The organism is Bradyrhizobium sp. USDA 4501, from assembly GCF_054062115.1.
The window spans coordinates 8,591,123-8,616,381 of record NZ_JBSSEX010000001.1 but is presented as its reverse complement, the minus strand read 5'-3'; the positions used below and the strand labels follow the sequence as shown (position 1 = coordinate 8,616,381).

The window sequence follows — 25,259 nt, the reverse complement described above, 5'->3', positions numbered from 1 at the left end:
TGCGCGCAGCGAGGACGCGGCAGACCGTAGTTTCAGGCAGCCTCCTGCTCGCGTTCCGCGAGCGCCCTCTCGATCCGGCGGACCAGCACCGCCGTCGGACGCCCCTCGCGCTGCAGCCGGCGGAGCTCGTTCCACAGCCTGATGATTTCGCGGTCTCGCTCGGCGTCCATGGCAGCACTCCCCCGGAGCGCGCCAATATGAACGAAACAAGAACGAAACTCAAGGCCGCGAGATGGCTTCAAGCCGCCGTGGCCGGTGCAGGAACCAGAGCGACGCGACGCGATTCCTTCATGAAAATGGCCAAGGCAACTCGCAGGCAGGCGCAGACCGCGGAGCGAGTTGCATTGACGACGGCCGACGCACTTGTCGCCAACCAGATGCGCTCCCTCGCCCGCGCCTTCAGGAGTCAGGCCGATATCCTGAAGAGGAAAGAGAAGAAAAAGAAGAAGTGAGACGCGCCTGCGTTCGGGTCAGGGATAGCCATCACCCGGCGAGTCGACCTCGACCACATCGATCCGCGACGCGGACCTGCCCTTGCGTAGCTCCTCGTAGGACGTCTCCGCGCTCAGGCAGAACAGCGTCCTGCGGTCCGCGCCTCCGAGCGCGCAGGCAAGCGCGCGGCGGCCGGACACCGTGATGCGCTTACGCTCCACACCGGTGCGATCGATCCGGACAAAAGCATCTTCCGTGAAGGACGCGACCCAGGTCGCCCCGTCGGCATCGAGGCAGATGCCGTCGGGATCGTTGATGCTGCCGAACCGCCCGCGCAGGCTCAGGCCGCCGTCCGGCGCGATGTCGTATTCGGCGAGACCGGCGCCATCCATTTCGGCAACGACGAGTCGGCGATGGTCGGAGGAGACGGCAATGCCGTTGGGAAACCGCAAGCCTTCAGCAACGACGCGCGCACTGCCATCGGCCGTCACGAGGATGATCCGGCCGACCGCACCGCGGCGCTCCGGCGGCGGCAGGTTGAAGCCGAGATCGCCGACATAGGCGCGTCCCTGCCCGTCGATGATCATGTCGTCGATCGTGCCGGTCGCGACCTCGGAGAGATCGGCATAGAGCGACAGCGCTCCATCGGAAAACCGCAGCAGCCGCTTCCTGAACATCGTCAGCACGACGATGTCGCCATCAGGCAGGACGCCGAGACCACACGGCGTGTCGTCGGTCAGCGCAGCATGCTCCTGCAACTCGCCCGACGAGCTGATGCTCAGAAGCGCCCGCGCCATGCAATCGACGAACCAGAGCCGCCCGCGATGCCATCGCGGGCCTTCGAAATAGCGGCCGCCGTCGAGGATCGTTCTGAGGCGAGCCGTCATGACGCACCGGCTCAAGAAAAGTGATGTGGCAGTGACATCGGCAGCCCCCACGTGCGCTCGCGACGACGATACAACTCACGCGGAACCGGTCAAAGCACGGTGCTGCCCGCCATTTTCGTCCGTGAAAACCCCGGTTCCCGCGGGTTCCACACGCCATATTCCATATTTTGCCGCGTTTTCCCTGTTGAGTTGCAGCTGCATTAAGACTCGAGAATCGAGGGTAGTGATAATCTGCGGCGGTTGTGCCGCCGTATGACGCGTTCTGTTGTGCCTCATGGTTTCTCAGGGGGGACCAGGGAATGAACCGTTGCCTACGTCCGCTGGCGTGCTTCGCCACCGCCGCCGCGCTCGCGCTGCTTCCGGTCCAGGCGACCGCCAAGCCGCATCACCAGCACCAGGCCAAGAGCGGCCACGGGGACAAGAAGGCGCATGGCGGCAAGGCCGCGCGCGAGAGTGCCTCCGGCCAGCGGCGGCACGCCAGACACGGCGCCGACAAACGTAAATCCGCGAAGGCCAAATCCGATCCTTCCAAATCCGCTGAGAAGGCGCCCGAGCCGGAGAAACCCGCCGAGCCGCAATTGTTGGGCGATCTCGCCACGATCAGGGACGCGATCCTCGCCGCGCGCAGAGGCAAGACCAGCGACGCGACCGATATCCAGGCCAGGATCACCGACCCGGTCGGGCGAAAACTCGTCGAGTGGTATCTGCTGCGCCACTCGGAATCGAGCGCGCCGTTCAGCCGTTATGCGGCATTCGTGACGGCCAATCCGGATTGGCCTAGCGTCACGCTGTTGCGCAAGCGCGCCGAAGCGCGGATCTGGCAGGAGCGCAGCGATCCGGCCACGGTGCACGGCTTCACCCTCGATCAGCCGATCAGCGCCAAGGGCAAGTTCGCGCTCGCCCGCACGCTGCTGGCCGAAGGCGACCGCGACGGCGCCACCCGGCTGGTCCGCGACGCCTGGCGCTCGGAGGAGCTGTCCGATCGCTCCGAGAGCGACGCCTATGATGCGTTCAAGGACCTGCTGACGCGCGACGACCATCGCGCGCGCATGGACAAGCTGATCGGCGCCAAGGATCTCGCCGGCGCGAGGCGCGCGGCGCAGCGGCTCGGCAGCGACGATCTGGCGATCGTGAAAGCCTGCAGCGCGGTCCGCGGACAATCCAGCAAGGCAGAGGACACGCTCAACGATGTGCCGGCCGATGCCCGCCGCGATCTCGGTTACACGCTGTGCCGAATTCAGTGGCTGCTTGCGAAGAACAAGGTCGACGAAGCCGCGCGCGTGACGATCGCGGCTGAGCCCGAGACGATGGCGCAGCAGGACACCGACCAGTGGTGGCGCGAGCGCCGCATCCTCTCCCGCAAGCTGCTCGACCAGGGCGAGTACCAGGCGGCCTATGACGTGATCCGGCCCGCGGCGGCGCCGGACAATCCTTATTACCGCTCCGACATGCACTTCATGCGCGGCTGGATCGCGCTGCGTTATCTCAACGACGCCAAGACCGCCGCGGCGCACTTCGCGCATATCGACGAGGGCCAGACCAACCCGACCGTGCTGGCGCGCGCCGCCTATTGGCGCGGCCGCGCCGCCGAGGCACTCGGAAATTCCGCGGCGATGCGGGCCGACTACCAGGCCGCCGCGCGCTACCCGACGGCCTATTACGGTCAGCTCGCGCTGGCCAAGCTCGGCCGTGATGGTGGCGTCGAGCTGCGCGCGCCCTCGCCGGCTGCCAGCGCCGGCAGCATGGCGACCGACGAGCGGGTCCGCGCCGCCGATATGCTCTATGCGATCGGCGAGCCCGACGTCGTGCTCTATTTCGCCGCCGACCTCGCCGAGGAAAGCACCGATGTCGGGATGCTCGAAGCGCTCGGCGAGCTGACCGGCCGCCGCAACGATGCCCGCGCCATGCTGCAGATCGGCAAGATCGCGCTCGCGCGCGGCTTTGCCTTCGACCATTACGCCTTCCCGGTGATCGGCATTCCCAAGCACACGCCGATCGCGCCCGATATCGGGCGCAGCATGACCTACTCGATCGCGCGTACCGAAAGCGCGTTCGACCAGCGCGACAAGTCGGCGGCCAACGCCGTCGGCCTGATGCAGGTGACGCCGGAAGCCGGCCGTGACACCGCCAAGCGCTTCGGCGTCAGCTATGACTGGAGCCGGATGGTGTCCGATCCCGTCTACAACACCCAGATGGGCGCAGCCGAGCTCAGCGCGTTGCTGTCGGAATATCGCAACTGCCACATCATGACCTTTGCCGGCTACAACGCCGGTCGCGGCCGCGTCCGCGACTGGGTCAAGGCCTATGGCGACCCGCGCGATCCCAAGGTCGATCCGGTCGACTGGGTGGAGCGGATCCCGATCTCCGAGACGCGCAACTACGTGCAGCGCGTGATGGAGAATTTCGCGGTCTACCAGGCGCGGTTCGAGGATGCCGGCACGGCGGTGGCCAAGAACGGCGAGCGCGTCGTGACACAGGAGAGCAACGCGGCGCCGGCTGAGGCAATGCCGTCGCAATAACGTCGTCCCGGCCTAGCGCGCAATTGCGCGCGGCCGGGATGACAAGTTTCAATCCACCTTCACGTTGGCGGCCTTGATCATCGGCCACCATTTGGCGATTTCCGCCTTCTGCCAGGCACCGAGCGCATCCGGCGTGAGCTGATCCTTCGGCGGCATCTGCAAGCCCAAATTCTCGAGCTGCTTCTGCACGGCCGGATCGGCCATCGCCTGGACCGCAGCGGCGTTGAGCTTGGCCACGATCTCCTTCGGGGTACCCTTCGGCACCCAGAGGCCGGACCACAGCGTCATGTGGAAGCCCGGCAGGCCGGCCTCGTCGACCGTCGGAACGTCAGGCGCATTCGCGACCCGCTTGGAATCGGTGACCGCATAGGCGCGGATATTGCCGGCACGGACCTGGTTGATCGAGTTCGAGGTCTGGTCGACGATGATGTCGATCTGGCCGGCGACGAGGTCGTTCAGCGCTGGGCCGGTGCCGCGATACGGTACATATTGCAGCTTGATGCCGGAGACGTTCTCGAAATAGAGCCCGGCGATATGGCTGCCGCTGCCGGCGCCGGCGGTGCCCGCGGTCGGCGGCGCCGGCCGCGACTTCAGCCACTCCAGCAACTCCTTCAGCGATTTCGCCGGCACGGCGTTCTTGCTGACGATGATCATCGGGTTGCTCGGCAGCAGCACCACCGGCTCGAGATCGGTGACGAGGTCGTAGCCGAGCTTGTAGATCGCGCCGTTGGCGACATGGGTGCCGAGATGACCGAACGAGATGGTATAGCCGTCGGGCGCCGAGCGCACCGCGCGGCCAACGCCGATCGAGCCGCCCGCTCCAGTCACGTTCTCGATCAGCAGCACCTCACCGAGCGACTGCTTCATTCGTTCGCCGAGGATGCGCGCCATCGCATCCGAGGGGCCGCCGGCAGCAAACGGCACCACGATGGTGATCGGGTGCGCGGGATAGGTTTCCGCGGAAACGGTCCCCGTCAACGCGAACATCGCCAATACGGCCAGAACCAGCTTCCGCATCACGCTCTCCCTCAATTTTCTTGTTTCCAATTATTTTTGAAGGGCCACCTTTCGACAAGATGGCCCTTCGGATGAGGCGTCAGAACTGCGAGAAGTCGATCGGCTTGTGCCGGTCGAGCGTGCGGGTGATCGGCGGCAGGGGGTATTTCAGGCCGCTGGCGCAGTTGAACAGCATCACGCGGTCGGTCTTGCTGACACGGCCGTCGGCGAGGCTCTCCTTGTAGGCGGCATAGGTCGCGGCGCCCTCGGGGCACAGCAGCAGCCCCTCCTCGCGCGCGACCTCATTGAGGGCGGCGCTGATCTTGTCGTCATCGACGGCGATCGCAAAGCCCTTGCTCTCGCGCACCGCGCGCAGGATGAGGAAGTCGCCGATCGCCTGCGGCACGCGGATGCCCGAGGCGATGGTGTGGGCGTCCTCCCAGCGCGCGGCGTGCTCGGTGCCGGCCGCATAGGCCCGCACCATCGGCGCGCAGCCGGAGGCCTGCACCGCGACCATGCGCGGGCGCTTGCTTCCGATGAAGCCGATCTTCTCGAGCTCGTCGAACGCCTTCCACATGCCGATCAGGCCGGTGCCGCCGCCGGTCGGGTAGAAGATCACGTCGGGCACGTCCCAGCCGAGCTGCTCGGCAAGTTCAAGCCCCATCGTCTTCTTGCCCTCGATCCGGTACGGCTCCTTCAGGGTCGAGGTATCGAACCAGCCGACCTTCGCCTTGCCCTCGCCGACGATCTTGCCGCAGTCATCGATATAGCCGTTGACGCGATAGACGGTGGCGCCCTGCAGCTCGATCTCGCTGACATTCACCTCCGGCGTATCGGCCGGGCAGAAGATCGTGGTCTTGATGCCGCAGGAGGTCGCATAGGCCGCCAGCGCCGCGCCGGCATTGCCGTTGGTCGGCATCGCCATGTGCTTGATGCCGAGCGCCTTGCCCATCGACACCGCCATCACCAGGCCGCGTGCCTTGAACGAGCCGGTCGGCAGCCGGCCTTCATCTTTCACAATGATCTCGCCGCCGCCAAGCTTGGCGCCGAGCCGCGGCAGCCGGATCAGCGGTGTCGTGACCTCGCCGAGGCTGACGATATCTTTGCATTTGCGCACCGGCAGCAGCTCGCGGTAGCGCCACAAATCGGCGGGACGCTGCGCCAGGGCGTCCTTCGTCAGCGCCTTCTTCACCCCGGCAAGGTCATAGCGCACCAGCAGCGGCTTGCCGGCCTTGGAGAGGTTGTGCACCTGGTCGGCGGGATAATGATCGCCCTCCATCGCGCATTCGAGATGGGTGACGAAAGTCGGGCGTTCGATGGTGAGGTTGTCGTTGTCTTTCACGAGATGCGCTCTTTCTTTTTTCTTTGCGAATTCGTTTTGTCGGACCCGTCACCCTGAGGAGGCCGCGCAGCGGCCGTCTCGAAGGGCGACGAGCCCCGCTGCTCGCTCCGGGCCGTGCATCCTTCGGGATGCGCTCCGCGCTCCTCAGGATGACGGGACCGTGGCCGCCGTCCGCGGCCTCAGATATTCAGCACGCGCCCATAGGCGTCGAGCACCGCTTCCTTCATCATCTCCGACAAGGTCGGATGCGGGAACACGGTGTGCATCAGTTCCTCTTCCGTGGTCTCCAGATTCATCGCCACGACGTAGCCCTGGATCAGCTCGGTGACCTCGGCGCCGATCATGTGGGCGCCGAGCAGCTGGCCGGTCTTCTTATCGAAGATCACCTTGACGAGGCCCTGGTCCTCGCCGAGCGCGATCGCCTTGCCGTTGCCGACGAACGGGAAGCGGCCGACCCGGATCTCGCGGCCGTCTTCCTTGGCCTTGGCCTCGGTGAGGCCGACGGAGGCGACCTGCGGGTTGCAGTAGGTGCAGCCCGGGATCATCAGCTTGTCCATCGGATGCGGATGCAGGCCCTTGATCGCCTCGATGCAGATCACGCCCTCATGCTCGGCCTTGTGCGCGAGCATCGGCGGTCCCGCGACGTCGCCGATCGCATAGATGCCGGGAACGTTGGTCTTGCCGAGGCCGTCGATCACGATGCAGCCGCGATCGGTTTTGACGCCAAGCTTCTCCAGCCCGAGATTCTCGATATTGCCGACCACGCCGACCGCCGAAATCACGCGCTCGAACTCCACCGCTTGCGGCTTCTCCTTGCCGTCGTCGATGGTCGCAACCACGCTGTCGGCCTTCTTCTCGAGCTTTGTCACCTTGGTCGAGGTGAGTATCTTGATCCCCATCTTCTCAAACCGCTTGCGGGCGAGCCCTGCGATTTCCGCATCCTCGACCGGGAGAATCTGCGGCAGCACCTCGACCACGGTGACGTCGGCGCCCATGGTGTGGAAGAACGAGGCGAACTCGATGCCGATCGCGCCGGAGCCGACCACCAGCAGCGATTTGGGCATCCGCTCCGGCACCATCGCCTCGAAATAGGTCCAGATCAGCTTCTTGTCGGGCTCGAGCCCGGGCAGCACGCGCGGCCGCGCGCCGGTCGCCACGATGATGTGCTTGGCCTGATAGGTGCCCTCCCCGCTGGCGCCCTTCGGCGCCTCGACCGCCGACTTCTTCACCGTGATCTTGCCGGGCGCGTCGATCGTGGCGTCGCCCCAGATCACCGTGACCTTGTTCTTCTTCATCAGGAAGCCGACGCCGTCATTGAGGCGCTTCGAGACGCCGCGCGAGCGCTGCACCACCGCCTTCGGATCGAACGAGACGTTGTCGGCCGACAGCCCGTAATCCTTGGCGTGCTGCATGTAGTGATAGATCTCGGCGGAGCGCAGCAGCGCCTTGGTCGGGATGCAGCCCCAGTTCAGGCAGATGCCGCCGAGATAGGATTTCTCGACAATCGCGGTCTTGAGGCCGAGCTGCGCGGCGCGGATCGCGGTCACGTAGCCGCCGGGGCCGGAGCCGATGATGATGACGTCAAAGGATGTGTCGGCCATGGCGGCTCCCGTTCAACTCAACGTGTGACGCCGCGGGCGCGGCTTCTTGCAATCAATGACCTGACCAGCCATTCGAGTCCGATCACCAGGGCCATGATGGCCAGGGCCGTCAGCACGATCGGCTGGGCGATGTTCCGCGCCAGCTGCTCGCCGGCGAAGAACGCGGAGTGTAGAAAATCCAATCCGACCGGATTGAGCACCAGTGCGGCCGACAGCAACAGCGAGATCCAGGGCCAGCGCGTGCGAGCCATGCTGGCCATTCATCCGTACTCCCGCCATACCGCACCGAGGAACGCGGACCACGCCAGCGCCAGCACCGCGGCGCCGATCATCATGATCCTGAACTGGATCGTCGATATCAGGTCGCGGTTGACCGCGACGAGCAACGCGACGGCGATAGCGGCGAGCAGGACGTACGGACCGACGATCGCGTACATGGCGGATGCCCGTCACACCATCATCATCACAGGGTTTTCGATCAGCTGCTTGAAGGCACCGATCAGCTCGGCGCCGAGCGCGCCGTCGATCGCACGGTGATCGCACGACAACGTCACGCTCATCATGTGCGCGATCTCGATCTTGCCGCCGCGCACCACCGGACGTTCCTCCGAGGTGCCAACCGCGAGGATCGAGGCATGCGGCGGGTTGATCACGGCGGTGAAGTGGTTGATGCCGTACATGCCGAGGTTGGAGACCGCGGTGGTGCCGCCCTGATATTCCTCCGGCTTCAGCTTGCGGGCGCGGGCGCGGGCGGCGAAATCCTTCATCTCGTTGGAGATGGTCGAGAGTGTCTTGGTCTCGGCCTTGCGGATGATCGGCGTGATCAGGCCGCCCGGCATCGCCACCGCGACGCCGACGTCGGAATGCTCGTGCTTGAGCATGCCGCCTTCGGTCCAGCTGACGTTGCAGTTCGGAATCTTCTGCAGCGCGACCGCCATCGCCTTGATGACGAAGTCGTTGACCGAGATCTTGTAGAGCGGCTTCTTCTCCTTGTCCTTCGGCGCTGCGGCGTTGATCTCCTCGCGCGCGGCGAGCAGCTGGCCGATGTCGCAGTCGATGGTGAGGTAGAAGTGCGGGACGTTCTGCACCGAGGCGGTGAGACGCTGCGCGATGGTGCGGCGCATGCCGTCATGCGGCACCACCTCGTAGGAGCCCGGCTCGAACAGCGCGAGGATCTGCTTGTCCGACATTGACGGCGCGATGCTCGGTCCCGCGGCGGGCGCTGCCGCCGGCGCCTTCAGGCCCTTGCCGGACTTGGCCTCGTCGACGTCGCGCGCGATGACCCGGCCATGCGGGCCGGTGCCGGTGATGCGGGTAAGATCGATGCCGGCTTCCTTTGCCAGCCGGCGCGCCAGGGGCGATGAGAACACCCGGGCGTGGCCGTTAGCCTGCGCGGCCGGTGCAGCAGCCTGAGGCGCCGCTGCCGGCGCTGGCGCTGCGGCCGGCTTCGGCGCAGGCGCCGCCGCCGGTGCGGGAGCCGCCGCCGGCGCGGCCTGGGCGGCGGGCTTCGGCGCCTCGGCGGGTTTCGCGACAGGTGCGGCGCCCGCTCCGGCGCTGGCCGCCGCCTTCACATCCTCGCCGTCGCCGGCCATGACCGCGATGACGTCGTTGACCGGCACGTCCTGGGTGCCCTCGGGCACCAGGATCCTGGCGATCGTGCCTTCGTCGACCGCCTCGACTTCCATCGTCGCCTTGTCGGTCTCGATCTCCGCGATCACGTCGCCGGACTTGACCTTGTCGCCCTCTTTCTTGAGCCACTTGGCGAGGTTGCCCTTTTCCATCGTCGGCGACAGCGCGGGCATGAGAATATTGATCGGCATTGTCAGTGACCTTGTTGCGACCGCGGTTTGGTTTGGCCCATGTCGGTCGGCCGGGCGATTTCGGCTTCGAACATCTCGACGATGCGCGCGAGCGCCTCGTCCTCGGTGTATTCACTCTCGCGCGCATAGGCGCGCGCCGCGTGGCGGGCGATGTCGACCAGCATGAGCCCCCACATGTCCGGCTCCTCGAAAGCGCGCTGGAACGCGATCGACAGGCCGCCATCGACGACGAAGGCGCGCAGCACCTCGATGGCGTCGTCGCGGCCCATCACGTCAGGCGGCAGCGGCTGCTCCTTGGGACCGGCCATCGGCGTTACCGGTAGGATACGGCCTTGGCGGCGGCGACCACCTCGGCGACGGAGGGCAGAGCGAGCTTTTCGAGGTTGGCGGCATAGGGCATCGGCACGTCCTTGCCGGAGACGCGCGCCACCGGCGCGTCGAGATAGTCGAAGGCATGCTCCATGATGCGCGCGGCGACCTCAGAGCCGACGCCGCTCTGCTGCCAGCCCTCCTCGACCGTCACCGCGCGGCCGGTCTTCTTCACCGAGTTGATGATGGTCTCGGTATCCATCGGACGGATGGTGCGGAGATCGACGACCTCGGCCTCGATACCTTCCTTGGCGAGTTCGTCGGCAGCCTTCAGCGCATAGGACATGCCCATCGCCCAGGAGACGATGGTGACGTCCTTGCCGGCGCGGGCAATCCGCGCCTTGCCGATCGGCACCACGAAATCAGCCAGCTTCGGCACCTCGCCGGTGTGGCCGTACAGCACCTCGTTCTCGAGGAAGATCACCGGATTGGGATCGCGGATCGCGGCCTTGAGCAGGCCCTTGTAATCGGCGGCCGAATACGGCGCGATCACCTTGAGGCCCGGGATCTGCGAGTACCACGCCGCATAGTCCTGGCTGTGCTGCGCGGCGACGCGCGCGGCGGCGCCGTTCGGGCCGCGGAACACGATCGAGCATCCCATCTGGCCGCCGGACATATAGAGCGTCTTGGCGGCGGAGTTGATGATCTGGTCGATCGCCTGCATGGCGAAGTTGAAGGTCATGAACTCGACGATCGGCTTCAGGCCCGCCATCGCCGCGCCGACGCCGACGCCGGCAAAGCCGTGCTCGGTGATCGGCGTGTCGATCACGCGGCGGGCGCCGAATTCCTGCAACAGGCCCTGCGTCACCTTGTAGGCGCCCTGATATTCCGCGACCTCCTCGCCCATGATGAAGACATCGCCGTCGCGGCGCATCTCCTCGGCCATCGCATCGCGCAGCGCCTCGCGAATGGTCTGCGTGACCATCTCGGTCCCCGCAGGGATTTCCGGATCAGGCAGTGACTCGGTCGCGGGCGCGGCTGGTGCCTTCGCCGCGGGCTGCGGCGTTTCCGCCTTGGCTTCGGCAGGCGCGGCTTCGGCGGCCTTCGGCTGCGGCGCTGGAGCCGCCGGCGCCTTGGCGAGGTCGGCGGCGCTTTCGCCGTCGACGAGAATGGTGGCGATCGGCGTGTTCACCGCAACGTCCGCGGTGCCTTCCGGAATCAGGATCTTGCCGAGCGTGCCCTCGTCGGTTGCCTCGACCTCCATCGTCGCCTTGTCGGTCTCGATCTCGGCGATGACGTCACCGGACTTGATGGTCTCGCCTTCCTTTTTCAGCCATTTGGCGAGGTTGCCCTTCTCCATGGTGGGCGACAGCGCAGGCATCAGCACTTGAATGGGCATATCGGCTCCCGAAATCGGTCTTGAAATTCGTCTGCGCGGGTGGGGTCAGCGGTAGATGTCGGTGTAGAGCTCGGCCGGATCCGGCTCCGGATCGTGCTGCGCGAAGTCTGCGGCCTCGTTGACGATCTCGCGCACCTGGGCGTCGATCGCCTTCAGGTCCTGCTCGCTGGCGCCCGAGGCCAGCAAGCGGTTGCGCACCTGCTCGATCGGGTCCTGGTCGTGACGCACCTTCTCGACCTCCTCGCGCGTGCGGTACTTGGCCGGATCGGACATCGAGTGGCCGCGGTAGCGGTAGGTCTGCATCTCGAGAATCATCGGACCGTTGCCGCCGCGGCACCAGGCCACGGCCTCATCGGCGGCGGCCTTGACGGCGCGCACGTCCATGCCGTCGACCTGCTTGCCCGGAATGTTGAAGGAGGCGCCGCGCTTGGAGAAATCCTGCTGGGCCGATGCGCGCGACACCGAGGTGCCCATCGCATAGCGATTGTTTTCGATCACGTAGATCACCGGCAGCTTCCACAGCTCCGCCATGTTGAAGCTCTCATAGACCTGGCCCTGGTTGGCCGCGCCGTCGCCGAAATAGGTCACGCTGACGTTATCGTTGCCGCGATAGCGGTTGGCGAACGCAAGGCCGGTGCCGAGCGAGACCTGCGCGCCCACGATTCCGTGACCGCCATAAAAGTGCTTCTCCTTGCTGAACATGTGCATGGAACCGCCCTTGCCGCGGGAATAGCCGCCGCGGCGTCCGGTCAATTCGGCCATCACGCCCTTGGCTTCCATGTCGCAGGCCAGCATGTGGCCGTGGTCCCGGTAGCCGGTTATGACCTCGTCGCCCGGCTTCAGCGCCATCTGCATGCCGACCACGACCGCTTCCTGGCCGATATAGAGATGGCAGAAACCGCCGATCGCACCCATGCCGTAGAGTTGACCGGCCTTCTCCTCGAAGCGCCGGATCAGGAGCATGTCCCGCAGTGCCTTGAGCTCCTGCTCCTTGGTGAATTCGGGGGGAGAGCCGGCCTTCTCCTGCCCTGATTCTTTTGCGACGCTTTTCTTGGGTGCGGCCATGGCAATTCCGGGTGAGAGAAGTCGGAGAACCCTCTCTAACCCAACTCAAATCGCCTTGGAAGGATTGCGTTCGCCCGATGGAATTTTGCTATGCCGCACTGCAGCGCAGCGCGACATTTTTGTGATAGCGCGCGAATGATTTTGAAATTTGAGAACGCGTCGTCAGTTACTTGTTGATCCGAACGAGGTCACGCGGATTGGCGTAGTCGAGCTGGAAGCGCGCACGCTCGTCCAGCATGTCGGGATCGACCCGGTCCGACCGCAGCAGCGACACCCGCTGCTCGCCCTCGGCCCGCTCCTTCTTCAGCCGCGCCAGCTCGGAGGTCAGCGCGATGATCTCCTGATCGAGCTCCTGCCGCGCGTTCAAGCCGTATTTGCCGGTGTAGGCGTTGACGCCGAAATAGCCGACCATCAGCGCCGCCAGCGTATAGAGGGCGAGCCCGGTCAGAATCGATTTGAGGCGTGTGCGGGAAACCATGGCCGCGAGCATGCGGCCATGGGGTTAACGAACGCTGAACCAGAGCGTTTTCGAGCGAAGTGGATGCCGGTTCGCGTGAAGACAACGCGTCAAAGCAAGTTCAGAGCCCGTTCCGATTCGATCGGAACGGGACTCTTGCTCAGCGGTTCTGCTTTTCGATAAAGGCCGCGAAGGCGTCGAGATACTGCTGCAGCACACCCTTGAGCGACTCCTTGGTCAGTTCGCCGTTGTCGTCGAAGGCATCGCCGACGCCGTTGAGATAGGCTTCCGGCTGACCGAGGATCGGGCCGGAAATGCCGGGCAGGATGTTCTGCAGGTGCTTCACCGCGCTGACGCCGCCGAGCGGTCCGGGCGAATTGCCGATGATGCCGACCGGCTTGCCGATGAACGAGCTCTTGCCGTAGGGCCGCGAGGCGACGTCGATGGCGTTCTTCAGCACGCCCGGGATCGAGCGGTTGTATTCGGGGGTCACGAACAGCACGCCGTTCGACTTCTGCAGCTTCTCGCGGAAGGCAAGCCAGTCCGCCGGCGGCGCGGCCTCGAGGTCCTGGTTGAAGAAGGAAATTTCCTGAAGCGTCGTCACATCGAGCTTCAGCGACGCCGGTGCAAGCTTGGCCAGCGCATTGGCGATCTTGAGCGAGAAGCTCTGTTTGCGGATGCTGCCGACGATGGTGACGATGTTATAGGCCATAGCAAATTCCCCTCGGATTGCGCGTGAAACTGGTGCCCCTCACCTACCGGCGCACCAAGAAAGATGCAAGTGCATGGATCGTCCAATTCCGGAAACGCAGCGTTTCGCGGAATTGGTCTATGCAAAGCAAAAGGCCGCCCCATCGGGACGGCCCCTGCGTTTCGATCCTCAGCCCTTGTTCGGGTTGATCAGGAATTTCTCGCCGGTCGCGCGCTTGTTGTAGACGGCGATGTTGTCGAGTTGCAGGGTCTCCTGCAACGAGACCACCTTGGTGTAGTGACTGGCGAAAGTCGTCTTCAGTTCGGCCACCACGCGCTGGCGCAGCTTGTTGCCGGCCTCCGGACCGATCTTCATCAGGAATGGGAACAGCAGCCAGCCGCCGACGCCCCAGGCCATGCCGAAGCCGCGCGGCAATTCGATCGAGCGGGTGTCGAGGCTGCCATAGACATAGACCTGCTTGTGCACATTCGAGCCGTAGCGGCTGTAGGCCTTGGCGGTCTTGTTGATCGCGGTCTCCATCGCGACCAGGATCTGGCCCGCGAGCTTGCCGCCGCCGATCGCATCGAAGGCGATGGTGGCGCCGGTTTCGACCAGCGCGCCGGTGAGCTTGTCCATGAAATCGGGCGCGGAGGAATCGACGACATGTTTGGCGCCGATCTTGTGCAGGATGTCGGCCTGCTCCTTGTTGCGCACGATGTTGACGAGGCCGATGCCGTCCTTGAGACAGATCTTGTTGAGCATCTGGCCGAGATTGGACGCTGCCGCGGTGTGCACCAGCGCCTTGTGCCCCTCGCGCCGCATCGTCTCGGTCATGCCGAGCGCGGTCAGCGGATTGACGAAGCAGGACGCGCCTTCCGCCGGCGTGGTGCCGTCGGGCAGCGGCAGGCATTCGTTGGCGCGCAGCGTCCGGTATTGCGCATACATCGCGCCACCGATCATCGCGACCGTCCGGCCCATCAGCGCTTTCGCCGCATCCGATGAACCGGTCCTGATCACGACGCCGGCGCCTTCATTGCCGACCGGCATGGACTCATCGAGCCGTGCCGCGAGGCCCGGCAACGCAGCTTCCGGCACGCGCGCGGTCACCACTGGCAATTCCTGGCTGCCGGAGACCTTGGCGGCCGACATGTCGGCCGGGCCGATCAACAGACCGAGATCGGAGGGATTGATCGGGGTCGCCTCGACCCGGACAACGACCTCGTCGGGGCCGGGCTCGGGGGTCGGGACATTGACCAGCGATATCTCGAGCTCGCCATTCTTCTTGAGCAGCGAACGCAGCTGCAGACCGCTCTTGCCGTCGCTCATCCCGACCTCCCTTTTGAGTTTTGTTGGATCACGTTCAAGCTGGGGCGCTACGCCAAGGCCTTCAAGGCCGCCCTGCCCGCGTATTTCGCCTGGGTGCCGAGCTGCTGCTCGATGCGGAGCAGCTGATTGTATTTGGCGGTGCGGTCGGAGCGCGCCAGCGAGCCGGTCTTGATCTGCCCGCAATTGGTGGCGACCGCGAGATCGGCGATCGTGGAGTCCTCGGTCTCGCCGGAGCGGTGCGACATCACGGCGGTGTAGCCGGCCTTGTAGGCCATCTCGATCGCCGCAAGCGTCTCGGTCAGCGTGCCGATCTGGTTGACCTTGACCAGGATCGAATTGGCGCGGCCGTTCTTGATGCCGTCGGCAAGCCGGGTGACGTTGGTGACGAACAGATCGTCGCCGACCAGCTGGCACTTCTTGCCGATCGCATCCGTCAGTTCCTTCCAGCCGTCCATGTCGTCCTCCGACATACCGTCCTCGATGGTGACGATCGGATAGCGGCTGACGAGATCGGCGAGATACTTCACCTGCTCGGAGCGCGAGCGGGTCTTGTTCTCGCCGCCATAGACGTAGGAGCCTTCCTTGAAGAATTCGGTCGAGGCGCAGTCGAGGCCGAGCACGACGTCGTCGCCCGCCTTGTAGCCGGCCTTGCCGATCGCATTCATCACGAACTCGAGCGCGGCGTCGGCCGACGGCAGGTTCGGCGCGAAGCCGCCCTCGTCGCCGACATTGGTGTTGTGGCCGGCCTTCTTCAGTTCGCCGCGCAGCGTGTGGAAAATTTCCGAACCGCAACGTAGCGCCTCGGCGAACGACGTGGCGCCGACCGGCAGGATCATGAATTCCTGGAAGTCGATCGGGTTGTCGGCATGCACGCCGCCATTGATGATGTTCATCATCGGCACCGGGAGCGTCCGCGCCGAGGTGCCGCCGACATAACGATACAGCGGCATGTCGAAGGATTCGGCGGCGGCCTTGGCGCAGGCCAGCGAGACGCCGAGGATGGCGTTGGCCCCGAGCCGGCTCTTGTTCGGCGTCCCGTCGAGCTCGATCATGATCTGGTCGATCGCGACCTGCTCCTCGACCGCCTGGTCGCTGAGCGCCTCGAAGATCTCACCGTTGATGGCGGCGACCGCCTTCTCGACGCCCTTGCCGAGATAGCGCGCCTTGTTGCCGTCGCGCAGTTCCACCGCCTCATGCGCGCCGGTGGAGGCGCCCGACGGCACCGCCGCGCGACCGATCGACCCATCCTCCAGCACCACATCGACCTCGACCGTGGGGTTGCCGCGGCTATCAAGGATTTCGCGGCCGATGATGTCGACGATGTCAGTCATGACGTGCTCTTTCTCGATATGGGGTTGGCTGATGCGCCGCGTCATACACGGCGCGCAAGCAAATGTGAACGGCCCGCCCGCCCGGCCCGTCTGACGGTGCAATGTGGTGGGTTTATGCTGTCGGGGATTACCTTCGCGTGCTGGCCCATTGTTTCACGAAGCCGGGATAACGCAATGAACCGTCGCCAGTTTCTCGCCTCCACCACTGCCGCGATTTTGACCAAGAGAGCGCAGGCGCAGGATGCCCAGACGCCGTTCCGGGTGAAATATTTCAACGTCGACGCCGGGACCGGCCTGCACGATGTCACGCCGGCGCCCGATGGCACCGTCTGGTTCACGGGCCAGCGCAGCGGTGCGCTGGGCCGGCTCAATCCGCGCGACAGTGCGTTCAAGCTGGTCAGCCTCGGCAAGGGTGCGGCCCCGCACGGCGTCACGATCGGCCCCGACGGCGCGCCATGGGTAACCGAGGGCGGGCAGAATGCGATCGCCCGCGTCGACCCCGGCGACCACAAGGTGACGCTGTTCCGCCTGCCTGAGAAAGCCGCTGACGCCAATCTCAATACCGGCGTGTTCGACAAGCGCGGCGTCTACTGGTTCACCGGCCAGTCCGGCTTCTACGGCCGGCTCGATCCGAAATCCGGTGAGATGAAGGTGTTCGAGGCACCGCGCGGCGTCGGCCCCTACGGCATCACCGTGACCCCAAACGGCGACATCTGGTACGCCTCGCTTGCCGGCAGCTATATCGCACGGATTGACCCTGCGACCGGCAACGCCAGCGTGGTCCAACCGCCGACGCCGAAACAGGGCGCGCGATGGGTGTGGTCGGATTCGCGGGGGCGGATCTGGGTCAGCGAATGGAACAGCGGCAACGTGTCGGTGCACGATCCCGCCGACGGGACGTGGAGGGCCTGGAAGCTGCCCGGCAGCAATCCACGGACCTATGCCGTCTATGTCGACGACAAGGACAAGGTCTGGCTCACCGATTTCTCGGCCAACGCGATCATGCGCTTCGATCCGGTGGGCGCGACCTTCAACGCCTTTCCGAGCGACCGCGCCGGCGCGAATGTCCGGCAACTCGATGGCCGGCCCGGCGAGGTCTGGGGCTGTGAATCCGGCCAAGACCGCTTGGTCCTGATCCAGACGGCGGCGCCCGCGTAGCACCCTGCCCCCGCACGCGGACGGTTGACGAACCGCCCGCTTCCGTTCATTTCGGCCGCTCCCACAAGGATGAGGCCCATGGCGAAGAAAACCCTGCAACTCGGCCGTGCCGTCGCTTGGCCGGATAGCCCGGACAAGGCGGTGCTCGACCGCGTCCCCAATCCGCAGGCCGGCACGGATTATCTGGTGCGCTTCGCTATCCCGGAATTCACCTCGGTCTGCCCGATCACCGGCCAGCCGGACTTCGCCCATCTGGTGCTCGACTATGTGCCGGGCCGGTGGCTCCTGGAATCTAAGTCGCTGAAACTCTATGCGGCGAGCTTCCGCAATCACGGCGCCTTCCACGAGGATTGCACCGTCATGATCGGGAAGCGCATCGTCGGGGAAATCAAGCCGAAATGGCTGCGGATCGGCGGTTACTGGTATCCGCGCGGCGGCATTCCGATCGACGTGTTCTTCCAGACCGGCCGGCTGCCGAAGGGCATCTGGGTTCCCGATCAGGGCGTCGCGCCCTATCGAGGCCGGGGCTGATCCGGCGTCTCAATAGGCGCTCAGCAGATCGACCTTGGCATTGGCGAGGATGAGGCGGCGCGCCAGCAGTGCGGAAAGATTGCGCATGATCTTCATCGAAATCTGCGGGTGGAGTTGACGATAATCGGCAAAGCTGTCGATCGGTAGCTCGAGACATTTGACCGGCGTGTCCGCCCAGACGTCGGCGCTGCGGTGGCTCTCGATGATCGCCATCTCGCCGAACTCCATCCCCGGCCCGAGCGAGGCAAGCCGCACGCCGCTCGGCAGCTTCACGCTCACCATCCCGCTTTGCAGGAAGAACAACGAATTGGCCGGCTCGCCGGCCACGACGATGCGCTGGCCGGCGTCGTAGCGGCGCGGCGTCGAGAGTTCGGCGAGCGCAGCGATCTCCTCGGGCGCGAGATCGGCCAACAGCGCCTGCTCGCCGAGATGGGCGGTCTCCTTGGTCTCGGTGAAGCCGCCATAGCGGTAGATCAGTTGATCCTCGGCCCATTCAACGGCGTCGTCGAGCAGCGGAAAATGCCGCAACCGCTTCGGCTCTTCGATCTGCGCGCGGATCGTGGCCCAGACCGACGACGTCGTCTCGACACCGGAGATGATCGTGGTGACACCGGAATTTCCGAGCGTGGCGATTTTCTCAGCCAGCAGCTGGGCGCCGGCTGCCGTGATGTCGGGCACGCGGTGGAAATCTAGGATCAGCAGCGGCGCGCCGGGCGGCTCGCTGGACAGCCGGCGAGTGACGTAGTCGATCGACGCGAAGTTGAGCGCCCCCACCAGCTCGATGACGCGGGTGTCGCTGTGGCGGTCATCGAGGATCTGCTGTTCGTGCGGCTGGCGGCTGCGGCGGGAGGTGATGCCGAAGATGTCGTAGTCGGCGATGATGCAGGTGCGGACGTCGCCGCTGCGGTTGAGCATATGCAGATCAAATCGCGCCGACAGCGCCTCACAAACCTTCAGGCCTCGCACGCTGTTGAAGTGCCCATCGAGCAGCGGCGAAAAGGTGCCGAGCCCCAATTGCGACGGGAGCGCTGCGACGATGCCGCCGCCGACCCCACTCTTGGCGGGCATTCCGACGCGATAGATCCACTCGCCGGCATAGTCGTACATGCCCGAGCTCGTCATCACCGACAGCGTGCGCGCGACGACATGCGGCGTCACCACCTGGACGCCGGTGACCGGATTGACGCCGCGATTGGCGAGCGTTGCGGCCATCACCGCGAGGTCGCGCGCGGTGACGAGAATTGCGCATTGCCGGAAATAGATATCGAGCACGGCATCGACGCCGTCCTGTAGCACGAGGTAGTTGCGCAGCAGCCAGGCGATCGCGCGATTGCGGTTGCCGGTCGCCGTCTCCGACGCATGGACCGCGTCGTCGACGTCGAGTTCGCGGCCGGCAAACTGGCCGAGCTTGTCCCGGATGCGCTCGAATGCGGCGCGGCCATCGACCTCGTGGATCAGCCCGGAGCAGGCAATCGCGCCGGCGTTGACCATCGGATTGAACGGCTTGTTGTCGTTGGTCAGCCGGATCGAGTTGAATGCCTCACCGCTCGGCTCGACGCCGATCGCCGACGCGACGCGCGCTTCGCCGACGAGATCGAGGGCCAGCGCAAACACGAACGCCTTCGAAACGGACTGGATGGTGAAAGGAGCGGCGCTGTCGCCGACTTCGTAGACATGGCCATCGATGGTGACGAGGCTGATGCCGAAATGCGCCGGGTTGGCCCGTTTCAGCTCCGGAATGTAGTCGGCGAGCGCGCCGGAATTGTCCGATTTGAATTCTTGGTGGCAGGAGGCCAGAAAACGCTGAAGTGGAGGCTCGGTGCCATATCCCGTTGTCCTGACGTCCGCATTCCCTCGAATAGGCCAGCCAGTCTGGACGTCCACGCTCTCACCTCAAATGGCGAGAAATAAGCAATCCTCATGCCATGCGCGGTCGTCCGAACGCTGCCGCGAATGCGTCATCCTGACGCTGCACCCCGCTTCCCTGCATGTTGTGTCTGCCACCGCCGGTGAGCCCGTGGACGCCTAGGTTATCTGCGCATCGGCGGGCCTGGTCTGACGCAGAAACCGCGCGCAGATAAAGCCGAGCACGACCATCACGGCGGCGGCTGACACCAACGTCGCGGTCTTGCCGACGTGTTGCAGGCCGAAGCCATAGGCGATCGGGCCGACGGTCTGGCCCATGAAAAAGAAGAACGAGTGCAGCGACAGCGCGGTGGCGCGCGCCTCGACCGACAGCTCGCTGGCGAACACCTGCAGGCAGCCGTGGATCATGTAGAAGCCGAGGCCCATCACCAGGAGGCCCGCCATCTGCAGCTTCCAGTGCGGCCCGAAGGCGACCCCGACCAGTTGAATCGCAACCAGTGTCGCGCCAACGATCATCATCCCCCTCACCCCGATCCACGGCAGCAGGCGCGATACCGTCAGCGTGTAGAGCAATCCGCCGATCGCAAATCCCGCGATCACGATGCCGGCGATCGACAGCGAGGTCTCGCCGAGCTCGAACAGGAACGAGGCGATGAAGGGAAACAGCCCGAGCACGCAGCAGCCTTCGATGAAGACTGCCGAATAGCAGATGCGGGCGTTCGGATTGGTGAAGATGGTACGATAGCCGTGGCGCAGCGCCTTCAGGCTGGTGCGCGGCGGACGGTTCAGCGCAGCGCCGCGGAAGCCGGCTGCAACCGCCAGCGCGACGATAATCACGAGGCCGCCGAGCACCGCGAGCACGCCGCGCCAGCCGAGGAAGTCGCCGATCAGGCCGGATGCCGTCGCACCGAGCAGATTGCCGGTCATCGAGCCCGCCAGGGTTCGCCCGATCGCGAGCTGCCGCTTGTCCGGGCCAACCAGATCGCTGGTCAGCGACAGCGCCACCGGAAACACGCCGCCCGAGCCGATGCCGGAGAGGATGCGGGTCACGAACAGCATCGGAAACGAGGTCGAGAGCGCGCCGAGGATGTTGGCAACGCCGAGCAGTCCGAGGCAGATCGTCATCAGCCGCGCCTTGCCGAACAAATCGGCAGCGGCGCCGATCGCCGGCTGCACCGCGGCAAAGGTGAAGGCGAACACCGCGGCGAAGCTCGCGGCGGTCGCTATGCTGACGCCGAAGTCATCAGCGACATGCGGCAGCACCGGATCAAGCGCACGCACCGACAGGCTCGCCGCGAAGGTCGCCAGCGTGATCACGTTGAGGGCCGGCGGCATGCCGCTGGTTGCGGTCATGTCGTTGTCCGCCGGTCAGGCCGCCGTCTTCGCGAGCGCGTCGAACTGCATCAGCCGCTTGACGAGGGCCTCGAAGTCGCGGAGCGGCACCATGTTGGGGCCGTCCGACGGCGCATGATCCGGATCGGGATGAGTCTCGATGAACACGCCGGCGACGCCGACCGCGACCGCGGCCCGCGCCAGCACCGGCACGAATTCACGCTCGCCGCCCGACGAGGTGCCCTTGCCGCCCGGCTGCTGCACCGAATGGGTGGCGTCGAAGATCACAGGCGCGCCGGTGGTGCGCGACAAGATCGGCAGCGCGCGCATGTCCGAGACCAGCGTGTTGTAGCCGAACGATGCACCGCGCTCGGTGACCAGCACATTGGCGTTGCCGGCGCCGGTGATCTTGCTGACCACATTTGCCATGTCCCACGGCGCCAGGAACTGGCCCTTCTTGACATTGACGACCTTGCCGGTCGCGGCCGCAGCCAGCAACAGATCGGTCTGCCGGCACAGGAAGGCCGGGATCTGCAGCACGTCGACCGCCTGCGCCACGTCGGCGCACTGGGTCGCCTCATGCACGTCGGTCAGCACCGGCAGCCCGAGCGAAGACCGGATCTCGGCGAAGATCGGCAGCGCCTGCGCCAATCCGATGCCGCGCGCCGCGGTCGCGCTGGTGCGGTTCGCCTTGTCGAACGAGGTCTTGTACACCAGACCGACCTTGAGCCGGACCGCGATCTCCTTCAGCGCGGACGCCACCTCAAGCGCATGCGCGCGGCTCTCGAGCTGGCACGGACCGGCGATGATCGAAATCGGCAAGGCATTGCCGAATTTGGCCGATCCGACGGCAACGATCGGCGCGGCGGCTTGCGCGGAAACCTGATTGGTCAAAATGCTGCATCCTTTTGCCGGCGACCATGCAGTCCCGCGCGGGACGGATCAAGCCATCCCGCACGATGAGGGGGTTGCGCTGACGCCGTGGGTGCGCCGTGCTAACACAATCCCGCCCAAACAGCGCCTATAAACTGGCGCGGAACAGATTCCCATGAGGAAGCCATGCGCATCCCGCTGATGATCGGAGCCGTCGCCGCCATGTCGGCGATGTCGGGCCTCGCCTATGGCCAGACCAGCACCCAGCCCGGGGTCGTCACCAGCGGAGCCACCGGCGTCACCGTCAATGGCAAGCCGGCGGCGCGCAGCGGCGATACCACCAGCAATGGCGGCCCGCTCGTCGAGGGCGTGCCCAACGTCCTGATCAACGGCAAGCCGGCGGTGGTCATGGGCGATCGCACGCATTGCGGCGGCAAGACGACCTCCGGCAGCCACGGCGTCTTCATCAACGGCAAGCCGATGGTGACCCAGGGCGATCAGACCTCGGGCTGCCCGCAATAGCGTCGCTGCAACTTTCCCTCCCCAAGGGACCGAGAAAAGATGCCTCCCCGTCATTGCGAGGAGCTCGCGACAAAATTGCGAAGCAATTTTGCGCTGAAGCGACGCAGCAATCGATCGCTCCGCATATGTGGTGCCAATGGATTGCTTCGCTTGCAATGACGGGAACATGGCCGCAGCGGGCGTCACTTGACCGACGAAAACGCCGTCGGCACCAGAAGCTGGTTGACGATGTTGAGGACGATCTGGCCGTCCTCCTCGGTCTTGGCGCGCGCGGTGATCCACTCCGGATCGGTCTGGAACGCGGTCCACTTCTTCTCGCGCTCGGCGAGCGATTCCCAGGCCAGCAGATAGGTCAGCTCCTGGTTGGATTCCCCGACCAGCGTCGTGAAGAAGCCGGCCTGCCTGATGCCATGCTTGTCCCAGAGCTTCAGCGTGATGGTCTCGAAGCGCTTGAGCAGCGCCGGCAGCCGTCCCGGCAGGCAGCGATAGACGCGGGTCTCGTAGATCATTGGCAGTCCTCCCAGATTGGTGTGCGGGCGGTTATAGCCAGCGCCTTCCGGACTGTCTTGAGGGGGTGACAACATGGCACCCCTGCTCGCGACGGGCGGCCATTTCCGCAATGTTGTTGCAATGTTACTTGCCCTAAAACCTGCCTTCAGGAGTTGGACCACAAGGACATGCGGATACTGCTGGTTGAGGACGAGGCCGAAATGGCGGCGGCGCTGTCGCAGGCGCTGAAGGGCTACGACATGGTGGTCGACCACGTGCCGAACCTTGCCGAGGCCGAGGAAGCGATCTGTGCCGACGTGCATGGCGCGGTCCTGCTCGACCGCCAGCTTCCGGACGGCGACGGCCTCACGCTGATCCCGAAGCTGCGCGCCAAGGCCGACGGCGTGCCGATCATCGTGCTGACCGCGCGCGGCGATCTCACCGACCGCATCACGGGCCTCGACAGCGGCGCCGACGACTATCTGGCCAAGCCGTTCGCGGTCGAGGAGCTGATGGCGCGGCTGCGCGCCGTGCTGCGCCGCCCCGCCGGCCTGCAGCTCGAGATCATCAGGGCCGGCCGCGTGGCGTTCGATTGCGGCCATCGCGAGGCCAGTGTCGACGGCTGCCCACTTGAGCTGCCGCGGCGCGAGCTGCTGGTGCTGGAGACGCTGCTGCGCCGCATGGGCCGCACCGTGCTGCGCGCGACGCTGGAGGAAGCCGTCTACAATTTCGAGGACGAGATCCAGTCCAACGCGCTCGATGCGCACGTCTCGCGTCTCAGGCGCAAGCTTGCCGACGCCAACGCCGGCGTCGAGATCCACAGCATCCGCGGCGTCGGCTATCTCTTGAAGCAAACGTCATGAGCGAACAGGCCGAGCACTATTGCCTGCGCTCGCAACTGAGCTGGCGGCTGGTGACGCTCCAGGCGCTGCTGCTTGCCATGCTGATCGTTTGCCTGATCAGCGCGTTGTGTGCCACCGGCTTCCTGATCGTTCCACGCGATGAGGATCATGTGATTTCCATCGTGCAGGGCGCGGTCGCACGCGACGGCAAGGGCGAGTTGATTTTGCGCCCGACGGCCGAACTGCAAAAGCTTCGTGACGACACGCCCGACCTCTGGTTCCTGGTGCGCGACCGGCATGGCCGTTCGCTGACGGAAGGCGCGGTGCCGCCGGAATTTGCCAGGATCGGTGACGCACTCGACCAGATCAGCCAGGCGCGGCTCGGCTGGCAGATGTTCGAGGATGATCCGCGCAAGCCGCCGGCGCGGCTGAAGCGCGTCAATTCCGACGCCGGCCCCGTGCAGGTGCTCACAGCGACGCAAGGGCCAATGTCGAGCGTCAAGACCGCGCTCGCCACGACGCTGGCATTCCTCGCCATTGCCCTGCCCGGCCTTTTCCTGATGGCATGCGCCACCTTCATCGCGACGCCGATGGTGGTGAAGCGCGCCTTCGCCGGTCTCGATACCACCGCCGACGAAGCGCGCCGGATCGATTTCCGCCAGCGCGGCAGCCGACTGTCGGCGGACCATCTGCCGCTCGAGGTAGCGCCGCTGGTGACCGCCATCAACGATGCGCTGAAACGGCTCGACGATGGCTATTCCCGGCACCAGCGATTCGTCGCCGACGCGGCGCATGAATTGCGCACGCCGATCGCGATCCTCAACACGCGGCTGGAGTCGCTGCCGCCAGGTCCGGAGAAAACCCGCCTGCTCGAGGATTCGGCGCGGCTTGCGACATTGGCCGAGCAACTGCTCGACATCCAGCGCTTCGACCAGTGCCGCAATCCGTTCGTCCGCGTTGATCTCGTCGCGGTCGCCCGCAATGTCGCGGCCGACCTCGCGCCGCTCGCGATCGCGGCCGGCTACGAGCTGTCGCTCGATACCGCAACCGATCGCGTCGAGATCTTGGGCGATCGCGCCGCGCTGGAGCGCGCGCTCACCAATCTGGTGCAGAACGCCATCCAGCATGGCGGCCGCCGCGGGCACCATCACCATCCATGTCGGCAGTGCCGCGACCATCGACGTATCGGATGAAGGCGACGGCATTCCCCAGGACCAGCGCACCCGGATCTTCGATCCGTTCTATCGGCTCGCGCCGCTCGACCGCGGCGCCGGACTCGGCCTCAACATGGTGCGCGAGATCGCAAGGCTGCACGGCGGTCACGTCTCCGTGCTCGACGGTCCGAAGGGCGGCGCGTGCTTCCGCCTCACGTTACCGCCGGCGCCGTTCGCGTCGTGATGCCAAAGCGTTTTCGAGCGAAGCCTGTCCCGCACTCGATGCGGGATGGGCACCGGTTCGCGTGAAGGAAACG

General features: G+C 65.5%; 25 protein-coding genes and 1 pseudogene. 7 read left to right on the top strand and 19 right to left on the bottom strand.

Annotation, left to right across the window (positions count from 1 at the left end):
• Positions 1 to 32: 32 nt before the first annotated feature.
• On the bottom strand, positions 33 to 170 hold the full coding sequence (locus tag ACVWZM_RS40180) for a hypothetical protein (protein ID WP_156436145.1): 138 nt from the start codon (positions 168 to 170) through the stop codon (positions 33 to 35).
• A 27-nt stretch (positions 171 to 197) separates the two neighbouring features.
• Here ACVWZM_RS40180 and ACVWZM_RS40175 point away from each other — a divergent pair, with 27 nt between their 5' ends.
• Positions 198 to 452 (top strand): hypothetical protein, encoded by a 255-nt coding sequence (locus ACVWZM_RS40175; RefSeq protein ID WP_456856012.1) that lies wholly within the window; start codon positions 198 to 200, stop codon positions 450 to 452.
• A gap of 18 nt (positions 453 to 470) precedes the next feature.
• Here ACVWZM_RS40175 and ACVWZM_RS40170 read toward each other — a convergent pair whose 3' ends face one another.
• Positions 471 to 1,319, bottom strand: a complete 849-nt coding sequence (locus tag ACVWZM_RS40170) for an SMP-30/gluconolactonase/LRE family protein (RefSeq protein ID WP_229159936.1) — start codon at positions 1,317 to 1,319, stop codon at positions 471 to 473.
• A gap of 299 nt (positions 1,320 to 1,618) precedes the next feature.
• Between ACVWZM_RS40170 and ACVWZM_RS40165 the strand changes: the two genes are divergently transcribed.
• On the top strand, positions 1,619 to 3,838 hold the full coding sequence (locus tag ACVWZM_RS40165) for a lytic transglycosylase domain-containing protein (RefSeq protein ID WP_456856010.1): 2,220 nt from the start codon (positions 1,619 to 1,621) through the stop codon (positions 3,836 to 3,838).
• A gap of 48 nt (positions 3,839 to 3,886) precedes the next feature.
• Here the strand turns inward: ACVWZM_RS40165 and ACVWZM_RS40160 are convergent, their stop codons facing one another.
• From ACVWZM_RS40160 to eno, 13 genes are all read right to left on the bottom strand, one after another.
• Positions 3,887 to 4,855: a tripartite tricarboxylate transporter substrate binding protein BugD gene (locus ACVWZM_RS40160; RefSeq protein ID WP_456856009.1), complete on the bottom strand. Its 969-nt coding sequence runs from the start codon at positions 4,853 to 4,855 to the stop codon at positions 3,887 to 3,889.
• 79 nt (positions 4,856 to 4,934) lie between these two features.
• Positions 4,935 to 6,176 carry a threonine synthase gene (locus ACVWZM_RS40155; RefSeq protein WP_456856008.1) on the bottom strand — a complete coding sequence of 414 codons (1,242 nt, stop codon included), beginning with the start codon at positions 6,174 to 6,176 and terminating at the stop codon, positions 4,935 to 4,937.
• Positions 6,177 to 6,355: 179 nt separating this feature from the next.
• The gene (gene lpdA / locus ACVWZM_RS40150; RefSeq protein WP_456856007.1) at positions 6,356 to 7,777 is read right to left on the bottom strand and encodes a dihydrolipoyl dehydrogenase; all 1,422 of its coding nucleotides are present in this window, start codon (positions 7,775 to 7,777) and stop codon (positions 6,356 to 6,358) included.
• Positions 7,778 to 7,794: 17 nt separating this feature from the next.
• Positions 7,795 to 8,037, bottom strand: a complete 243-nt coding sequence (locus ACVWZM_RS40145; protein WP_057016535.1) for a hypothetical protein — start codon at positions 8,035 to 8,037, stop codon at positions 7,795 to 7,797.
• On the bottom strand, positions 8,038 to 8,214 hold the full coding sequence (locus ACVWZM_RS40140) for a hypothetical protein (RefSeq protein WP_456856005.1): 177 nt from the start codon (positions 8,212 to 8,214) through the stop codon (positions 8,038 to 8,040). It abuts the gene before it with no gap.
• Positions 8,215 to 8,226: 12 nt separating this feature from the next.
• Entirely contained in the window at positions 8,227 to 9,597 is a 1,371-nt protein-coding gene (locus ACVWZM_RS40135) for a pyruvate dehydrogenase complex dihydrolipoamide acetyltransferase (RefSeq protein ID WP_456856004.1), read from the bottom strand.
• Between the two features lie 2 nt (positions 9,598 to 9,599).
• Positions 9,600 to 9,905 (bottom strand): DUF5076 domain-containing protein, encoded by a 306-nt coding sequence (locus ACVWZM_RS40130; protein WP_018271806.1) that lies wholly within the window; start codon positions 9,903 to 9,905, stop codon positions 9,600 to 9,602.
• Positions 9,906 to 9,910: 5 nt separating this feature from the next.
• Complete coding sequence (locus tag ACVWZM_RS40125) at positions 9,911 to 11,305, bottom strand: pyruvate dehydrogenase complex E1 component subunit beta (protein ID WP_076825471.1); 1,395 nt, start codon at positions 11,303 to 11,305, stop codon at positions 9,911 to 9,913.
• A 45-nt stretch (positions 11,306 to 11,350) separates the two neighbouring features.
• Entirely contained in the window at positions 11,351 to 12,370 is a 1,020-nt protein-coding gene (gene pdhA / locus ACVWZM_RS40120) for a pyruvate dehydrogenase (acetyl-transferring) E1 component subunit alpha (protein ID WP_057016533.1), read from the bottom strand.
• A gap of 166 nt (positions 12,371 to 12,536) precedes the next feature.
• Positions 12,537 to 12,848: an FtsB family cell division protein gene (locus tag ACVWZM_RS40115; protein ID WP_028334062.1), complete on the bottom strand. Its 312-nt coding sequence runs from the start codon at positions 12,846 to 12,848 to the stop codon at positions 12,537 to 12,539.
• A gap of 139 nt (positions 12,849 to 12,987) precedes the next feature.
• The gene (locus ACVWZM_RS40110; protein WP_076825467.1) at positions 12,988 to 13,539 is read right to left on the bottom strand and encodes an NADPH-dependent FMN reductase; all 552 of its coding nucleotides are present in this window, start codon (positions 13,537 to 13,539) and stop codon (positions 12,988 to 12,990) included.
• 168 nt (positions 13,540 to 13,707) lie between these two features.
• Positions 13,708 to 14,844 carry a zinc-binding dehydrogenase gene (locus ACVWZM_RS40105; protein WP_076825465.1) on the bottom strand — a complete coding sequence of 379 codons (1,137 nt, stop codon included), beginning with the start codon at positions 14,842 to 14,844 and terminating at the stop codon, positions 13,708 to 13,710.
• A gap of 47 nt (positions 14,845 to 14,891) precedes the next feature.
• Positions 14,892 to 16,175, bottom strand: a complete 1,284-nt coding sequence (gene eno, locus ACVWZM_RS40100; protein WP_076825508.1) for a phosphopyruvate hydratase — start codon at positions 16,173 to 16,175, stop codon at positions 14,892 to 14,894.
• Positions 16,176 to 16,349: 174 nt separating this feature from the next.
• On the opposite strand from eno, the gene ACVWZM_RS40095 reads away from it, so the two are divergent.
• A complete protein-coding gene (locus ACVWZM_RS40095; RefSeq protein WP_456856003.1) occupies positions 16,350 to 17,333 on the top strand; it encodes a Vgb family protein in 984 nt (327 codons plus the stop codon).
• 69 nt (positions 17,334 to 17,402) lie between these two features.
• The gene (gene queF, locus ACVWZM_RS40090) at positions 17,403 to 17,864 is read left to right on the top strand and encodes a preQ(1) synthase (protein ID WP_210262590.1); all 462 of its coding nucleotides are present in this window, start codon (positions 17,403 to 17,405) and stop codon (positions 17,862 to 17,864) included.
• Between the two features lie 9 nt (positions 17,865 to 17,873).
• Here the strand turns inward: queF and glsA are convergent, their stop codons facing one another.
• From glsA to kdsA, 3 genes are all read right to left on the bottom strand, one after another.
• Positions 17,874 to 19,724, bottom strand: a complete 1,851-nt coding sequence (gene glsA, locus ACVWZM_RS40085) for a glutaminase A (RefSeq protein ID WP_456856845.1) — start codon at positions 19,722 to 19,724, stop codon at positions 17,874 to 17,876.
• A 165-nt stretch (positions 19,725 to 19,889) separates the two neighbouring features.
• The gene (locus ACVWZM_RS40080) at positions 19,890 to 21,083 is read right to left on the bottom strand and encodes an MFS transporter (protein ID WP_456856001.1); all 1,194 of its coding nucleotides are present in this window, start codon (positions 21,081 to 21,083) and stop codon (positions 19,890 to 19,892) included.
• Positions 21,084 to 21,098: 15 nt separating this feature from the next.
• Positions 21,099 to 21,956 carry a 3-deoxy-8-phosphooctulonate synthase gene (kdsA, locus tag ACVWZM_RS40075; protein ID WP_076825457.1) on the bottom strand — a complete coding sequence of 286 codons (858 nt, stop codon included), beginning with the start codon at positions 21,954 to 21,956 and terminating at the stop codon, positions 21,099 to 21,101.
• 165 nt (positions 21,957 to 22,121) lie between these two features.
• Here kdsA and ACVWZM_RS40070 point away from each other — a divergent pair, with 165 nt between their 5' ends.
• Positions 22,122 to 22,457 (top strand): PAAR domain-containing protein, encoded by a 336-nt coding sequence (locus ACVWZM_RS40070; protein WP_076825455.1) that lies wholly within the window; start codon positions 22,122 to 22,124, stop codon positions 22,455 to 22,457.
• Positions 22,458 to 22,639: 182 nt separating this feature from the next.
• Here the strand turns inward: ACVWZM_RS40070 and ACVWZM_RS40065 are convergent, their stop codons facing one another.
• Positions 22,640 to 22,966, bottom strand: coding sequence for an NIPSNAP family protein (locus ACVWZM_RS40065; RefSeq protein WP_018271819.1), 327 nt, complete (start codon positions 22,964 to 22,966; stop codon positions 22,640 to 22,642).
• 168 nt (positions 22,967 to 23,134) lie between these two features.
• Here ACVWZM_RS40065 and ACVWZM_RS40060 point away from each other — a divergent pair, with 168 nt between their 5' ends.
• A complete protein-coding gene (locus ACVWZM_RS40060) occupies positions 23,135 to 23,809 on the top strand; it encodes a response regulator transcription factor (protein WP_316394226.1) in 675 nt (224 codons plus the stop codon).
• Positions 23,806 to 25,186: pseudogene (locus ACVWZM_RS40055) on the top strand (sensor histidine kinase). Before ACVWZM_RS40060 ends, ACVWZM_RS40055 begins: the two are co-directional and overlap by 4 nt.
• Positions 25,187 to 25,259 lie beyond the last annotated feature (73 nt).

Excerpts from the sequence above, each read along its gene's own strand:
- ACVWZM_RS40180 (WP_156436145.1), bottom strand. The coding sequence starts at position 170 with ATGGACGCCGAGCGAGACCGCGAAATCATCAGGCTGTGGAACGAGCTC.
- ACVWZM_RS40175 (WP_456856012.1), top strand. The coding sequence starts at position 198 with ATGAACGAAACAAGAACGAAACTCAAGGCCGCGAGATGGCTTCAAGCC.
- ACVWZM_RS40170 (WP_229159936.1), bottom strand. The coding sequence starts at position 1,319 with ATGACGGCTCGCCTCAGAACGATCCTCGACGGCGGCCGCTATTTCGAA.
- ACVWZM_RS40165 (WP_456856010.1), top strand. The coding sequence starts at position 1,619 with ATGAACCGTTGCCTACGTCCGCTGGCGTGCTTCGCCACCGCCGCCGCG.
- ACVWZM_RS40160 (WP_456856009.1), bottom strand. The coding sequence starts at position 4,855 with ATGCGGAAGCTGGTTCTGGCCGTATTGGCGATGTTCGCGTTGACGGGG.
- lpdA (WP_456856007.1), bottom strand. The coding sequence starts at position 7,777 with ATGGCCGACACATCCTTTGACGTCATCATCATCGGCTCCGGCCCCGGC.
- ACVWZM_RS40145 (WP_057016535.1), bottom strand. The coding sequence starts at position 8,037 with ATGGCCAGCATGGCTCGCACGCGCTGGCCCTGGATCTCGCTGTTGCTG.
- ACVWZM_RS40140 (WP_456856005.1), bottom strand. The coding sequence starts at position 8,214 with ATGTACGCGATCGTCGGTCCGTACGTCCTGCTCGCCGCTATCGCCGTC.
- ACVWZM_RS40135 (WP_456856004.1), bottom strand. The coding sequence starts at position 9,597 with ATGCCGATCAATATTCTCATGCCCGCGCTGTCGCCGACGATGGAAAAG.
- ACVWZM_RS40130 (WP_018271806.1), bottom strand. The coding sequence starts at position 9,905 with ATGGCCGGTCCCAAGGAGCAGCCGCTGCCGCCTGACGTGATGGGCCGC.
- ACVWZM_RS40125 (WP_076825471.1), bottom strand. The coding sequence starts at position 11,305 with ATGCCCATTCAAGTGCTGATGCCTGCGCTGTCGCCCACCATGGAGAAG.
- pdhA (WP_057016533.1), bottom strand. The coding sequence starts at position 12,370 with ATGGCCGCACCCAAGAAAAGCGTCGCAAAAGAATCAGGGCAGGAGAAG.
- ACVWZM_RS40115 (WP_028334062.1), bottom strand. The coding sequence starts at position 12,848 with ATGGTTTCCCGCACACGCCTCAAATCGATTCTGACCGGGCTCGCCCTC.
- ACVWZM_RS40110 (WP_076825467.1), bottom strand. The coding sequence starts at position 13,539 with ATGGCCTATAACATCGTCACCATCGTCGGCAGCATCCGCAAACAGAGC.
- ACVWZM_RS40105 (WP_076825465.1), bottom strand. The coding sequence starts at position 14,844 with ATGAGCGACGGCAAGAGCGGTCTGCAGCTGCGTTCGCTGCTCAAGAAG.
- eno (WP_076825508.1), bottom strand. The coding sequence starts at position 16,175 with ATGACTGACATCGTCGACATCATCGGCCGCGAAATCCTTGATAGCCGC.
- ACVWZM_RS40095 (WP_456856003.1), top strand. The coding sequence starts at position 16,350 with ATGAACCGTCGCCAGTTTCTCGCCTCCACCACTGCCGCGATTTTGACC.
- queF (WP_210262590.1), top strand. The coding sequence starts at position 17,403 with ATGAGGCCCATGGCGAAGAAAACCCTGCAACTCGGCCGTGCCGTCGCT.
- ACVWZM_RS40080 (WP_456856001.1), bottom strand. The coding sequence starts at position 21,083 with ATGACCGCAACCAGCGGCATGCCGCCGGCCCTCAACGTGATCACGCTG.
- ACVWZM_RS40070 (WP_076825455.1), top strand. The coding sequence starts at position 22,122 with ATGCGCATCCCGCTGATGATCGGAGCCGTCGCCGCCATGTCGGCGATG.
- ACVWZM_RS40065 (WP_018271819.1), bottom strand. The coding sequence starts at position 22,966 with ATGATCTACGAGACCCGCGTCTATCGCTGCCTGCCGGGACGGCTGCCG.
- ACVWZM_RS40060 (WP_316394226.1), top strand. The coding sequence starts at position 23,135 with ATGCGGATACTGCTGGTTGAGGACGAGGCCGAAATGGCGGCGGCGCTG.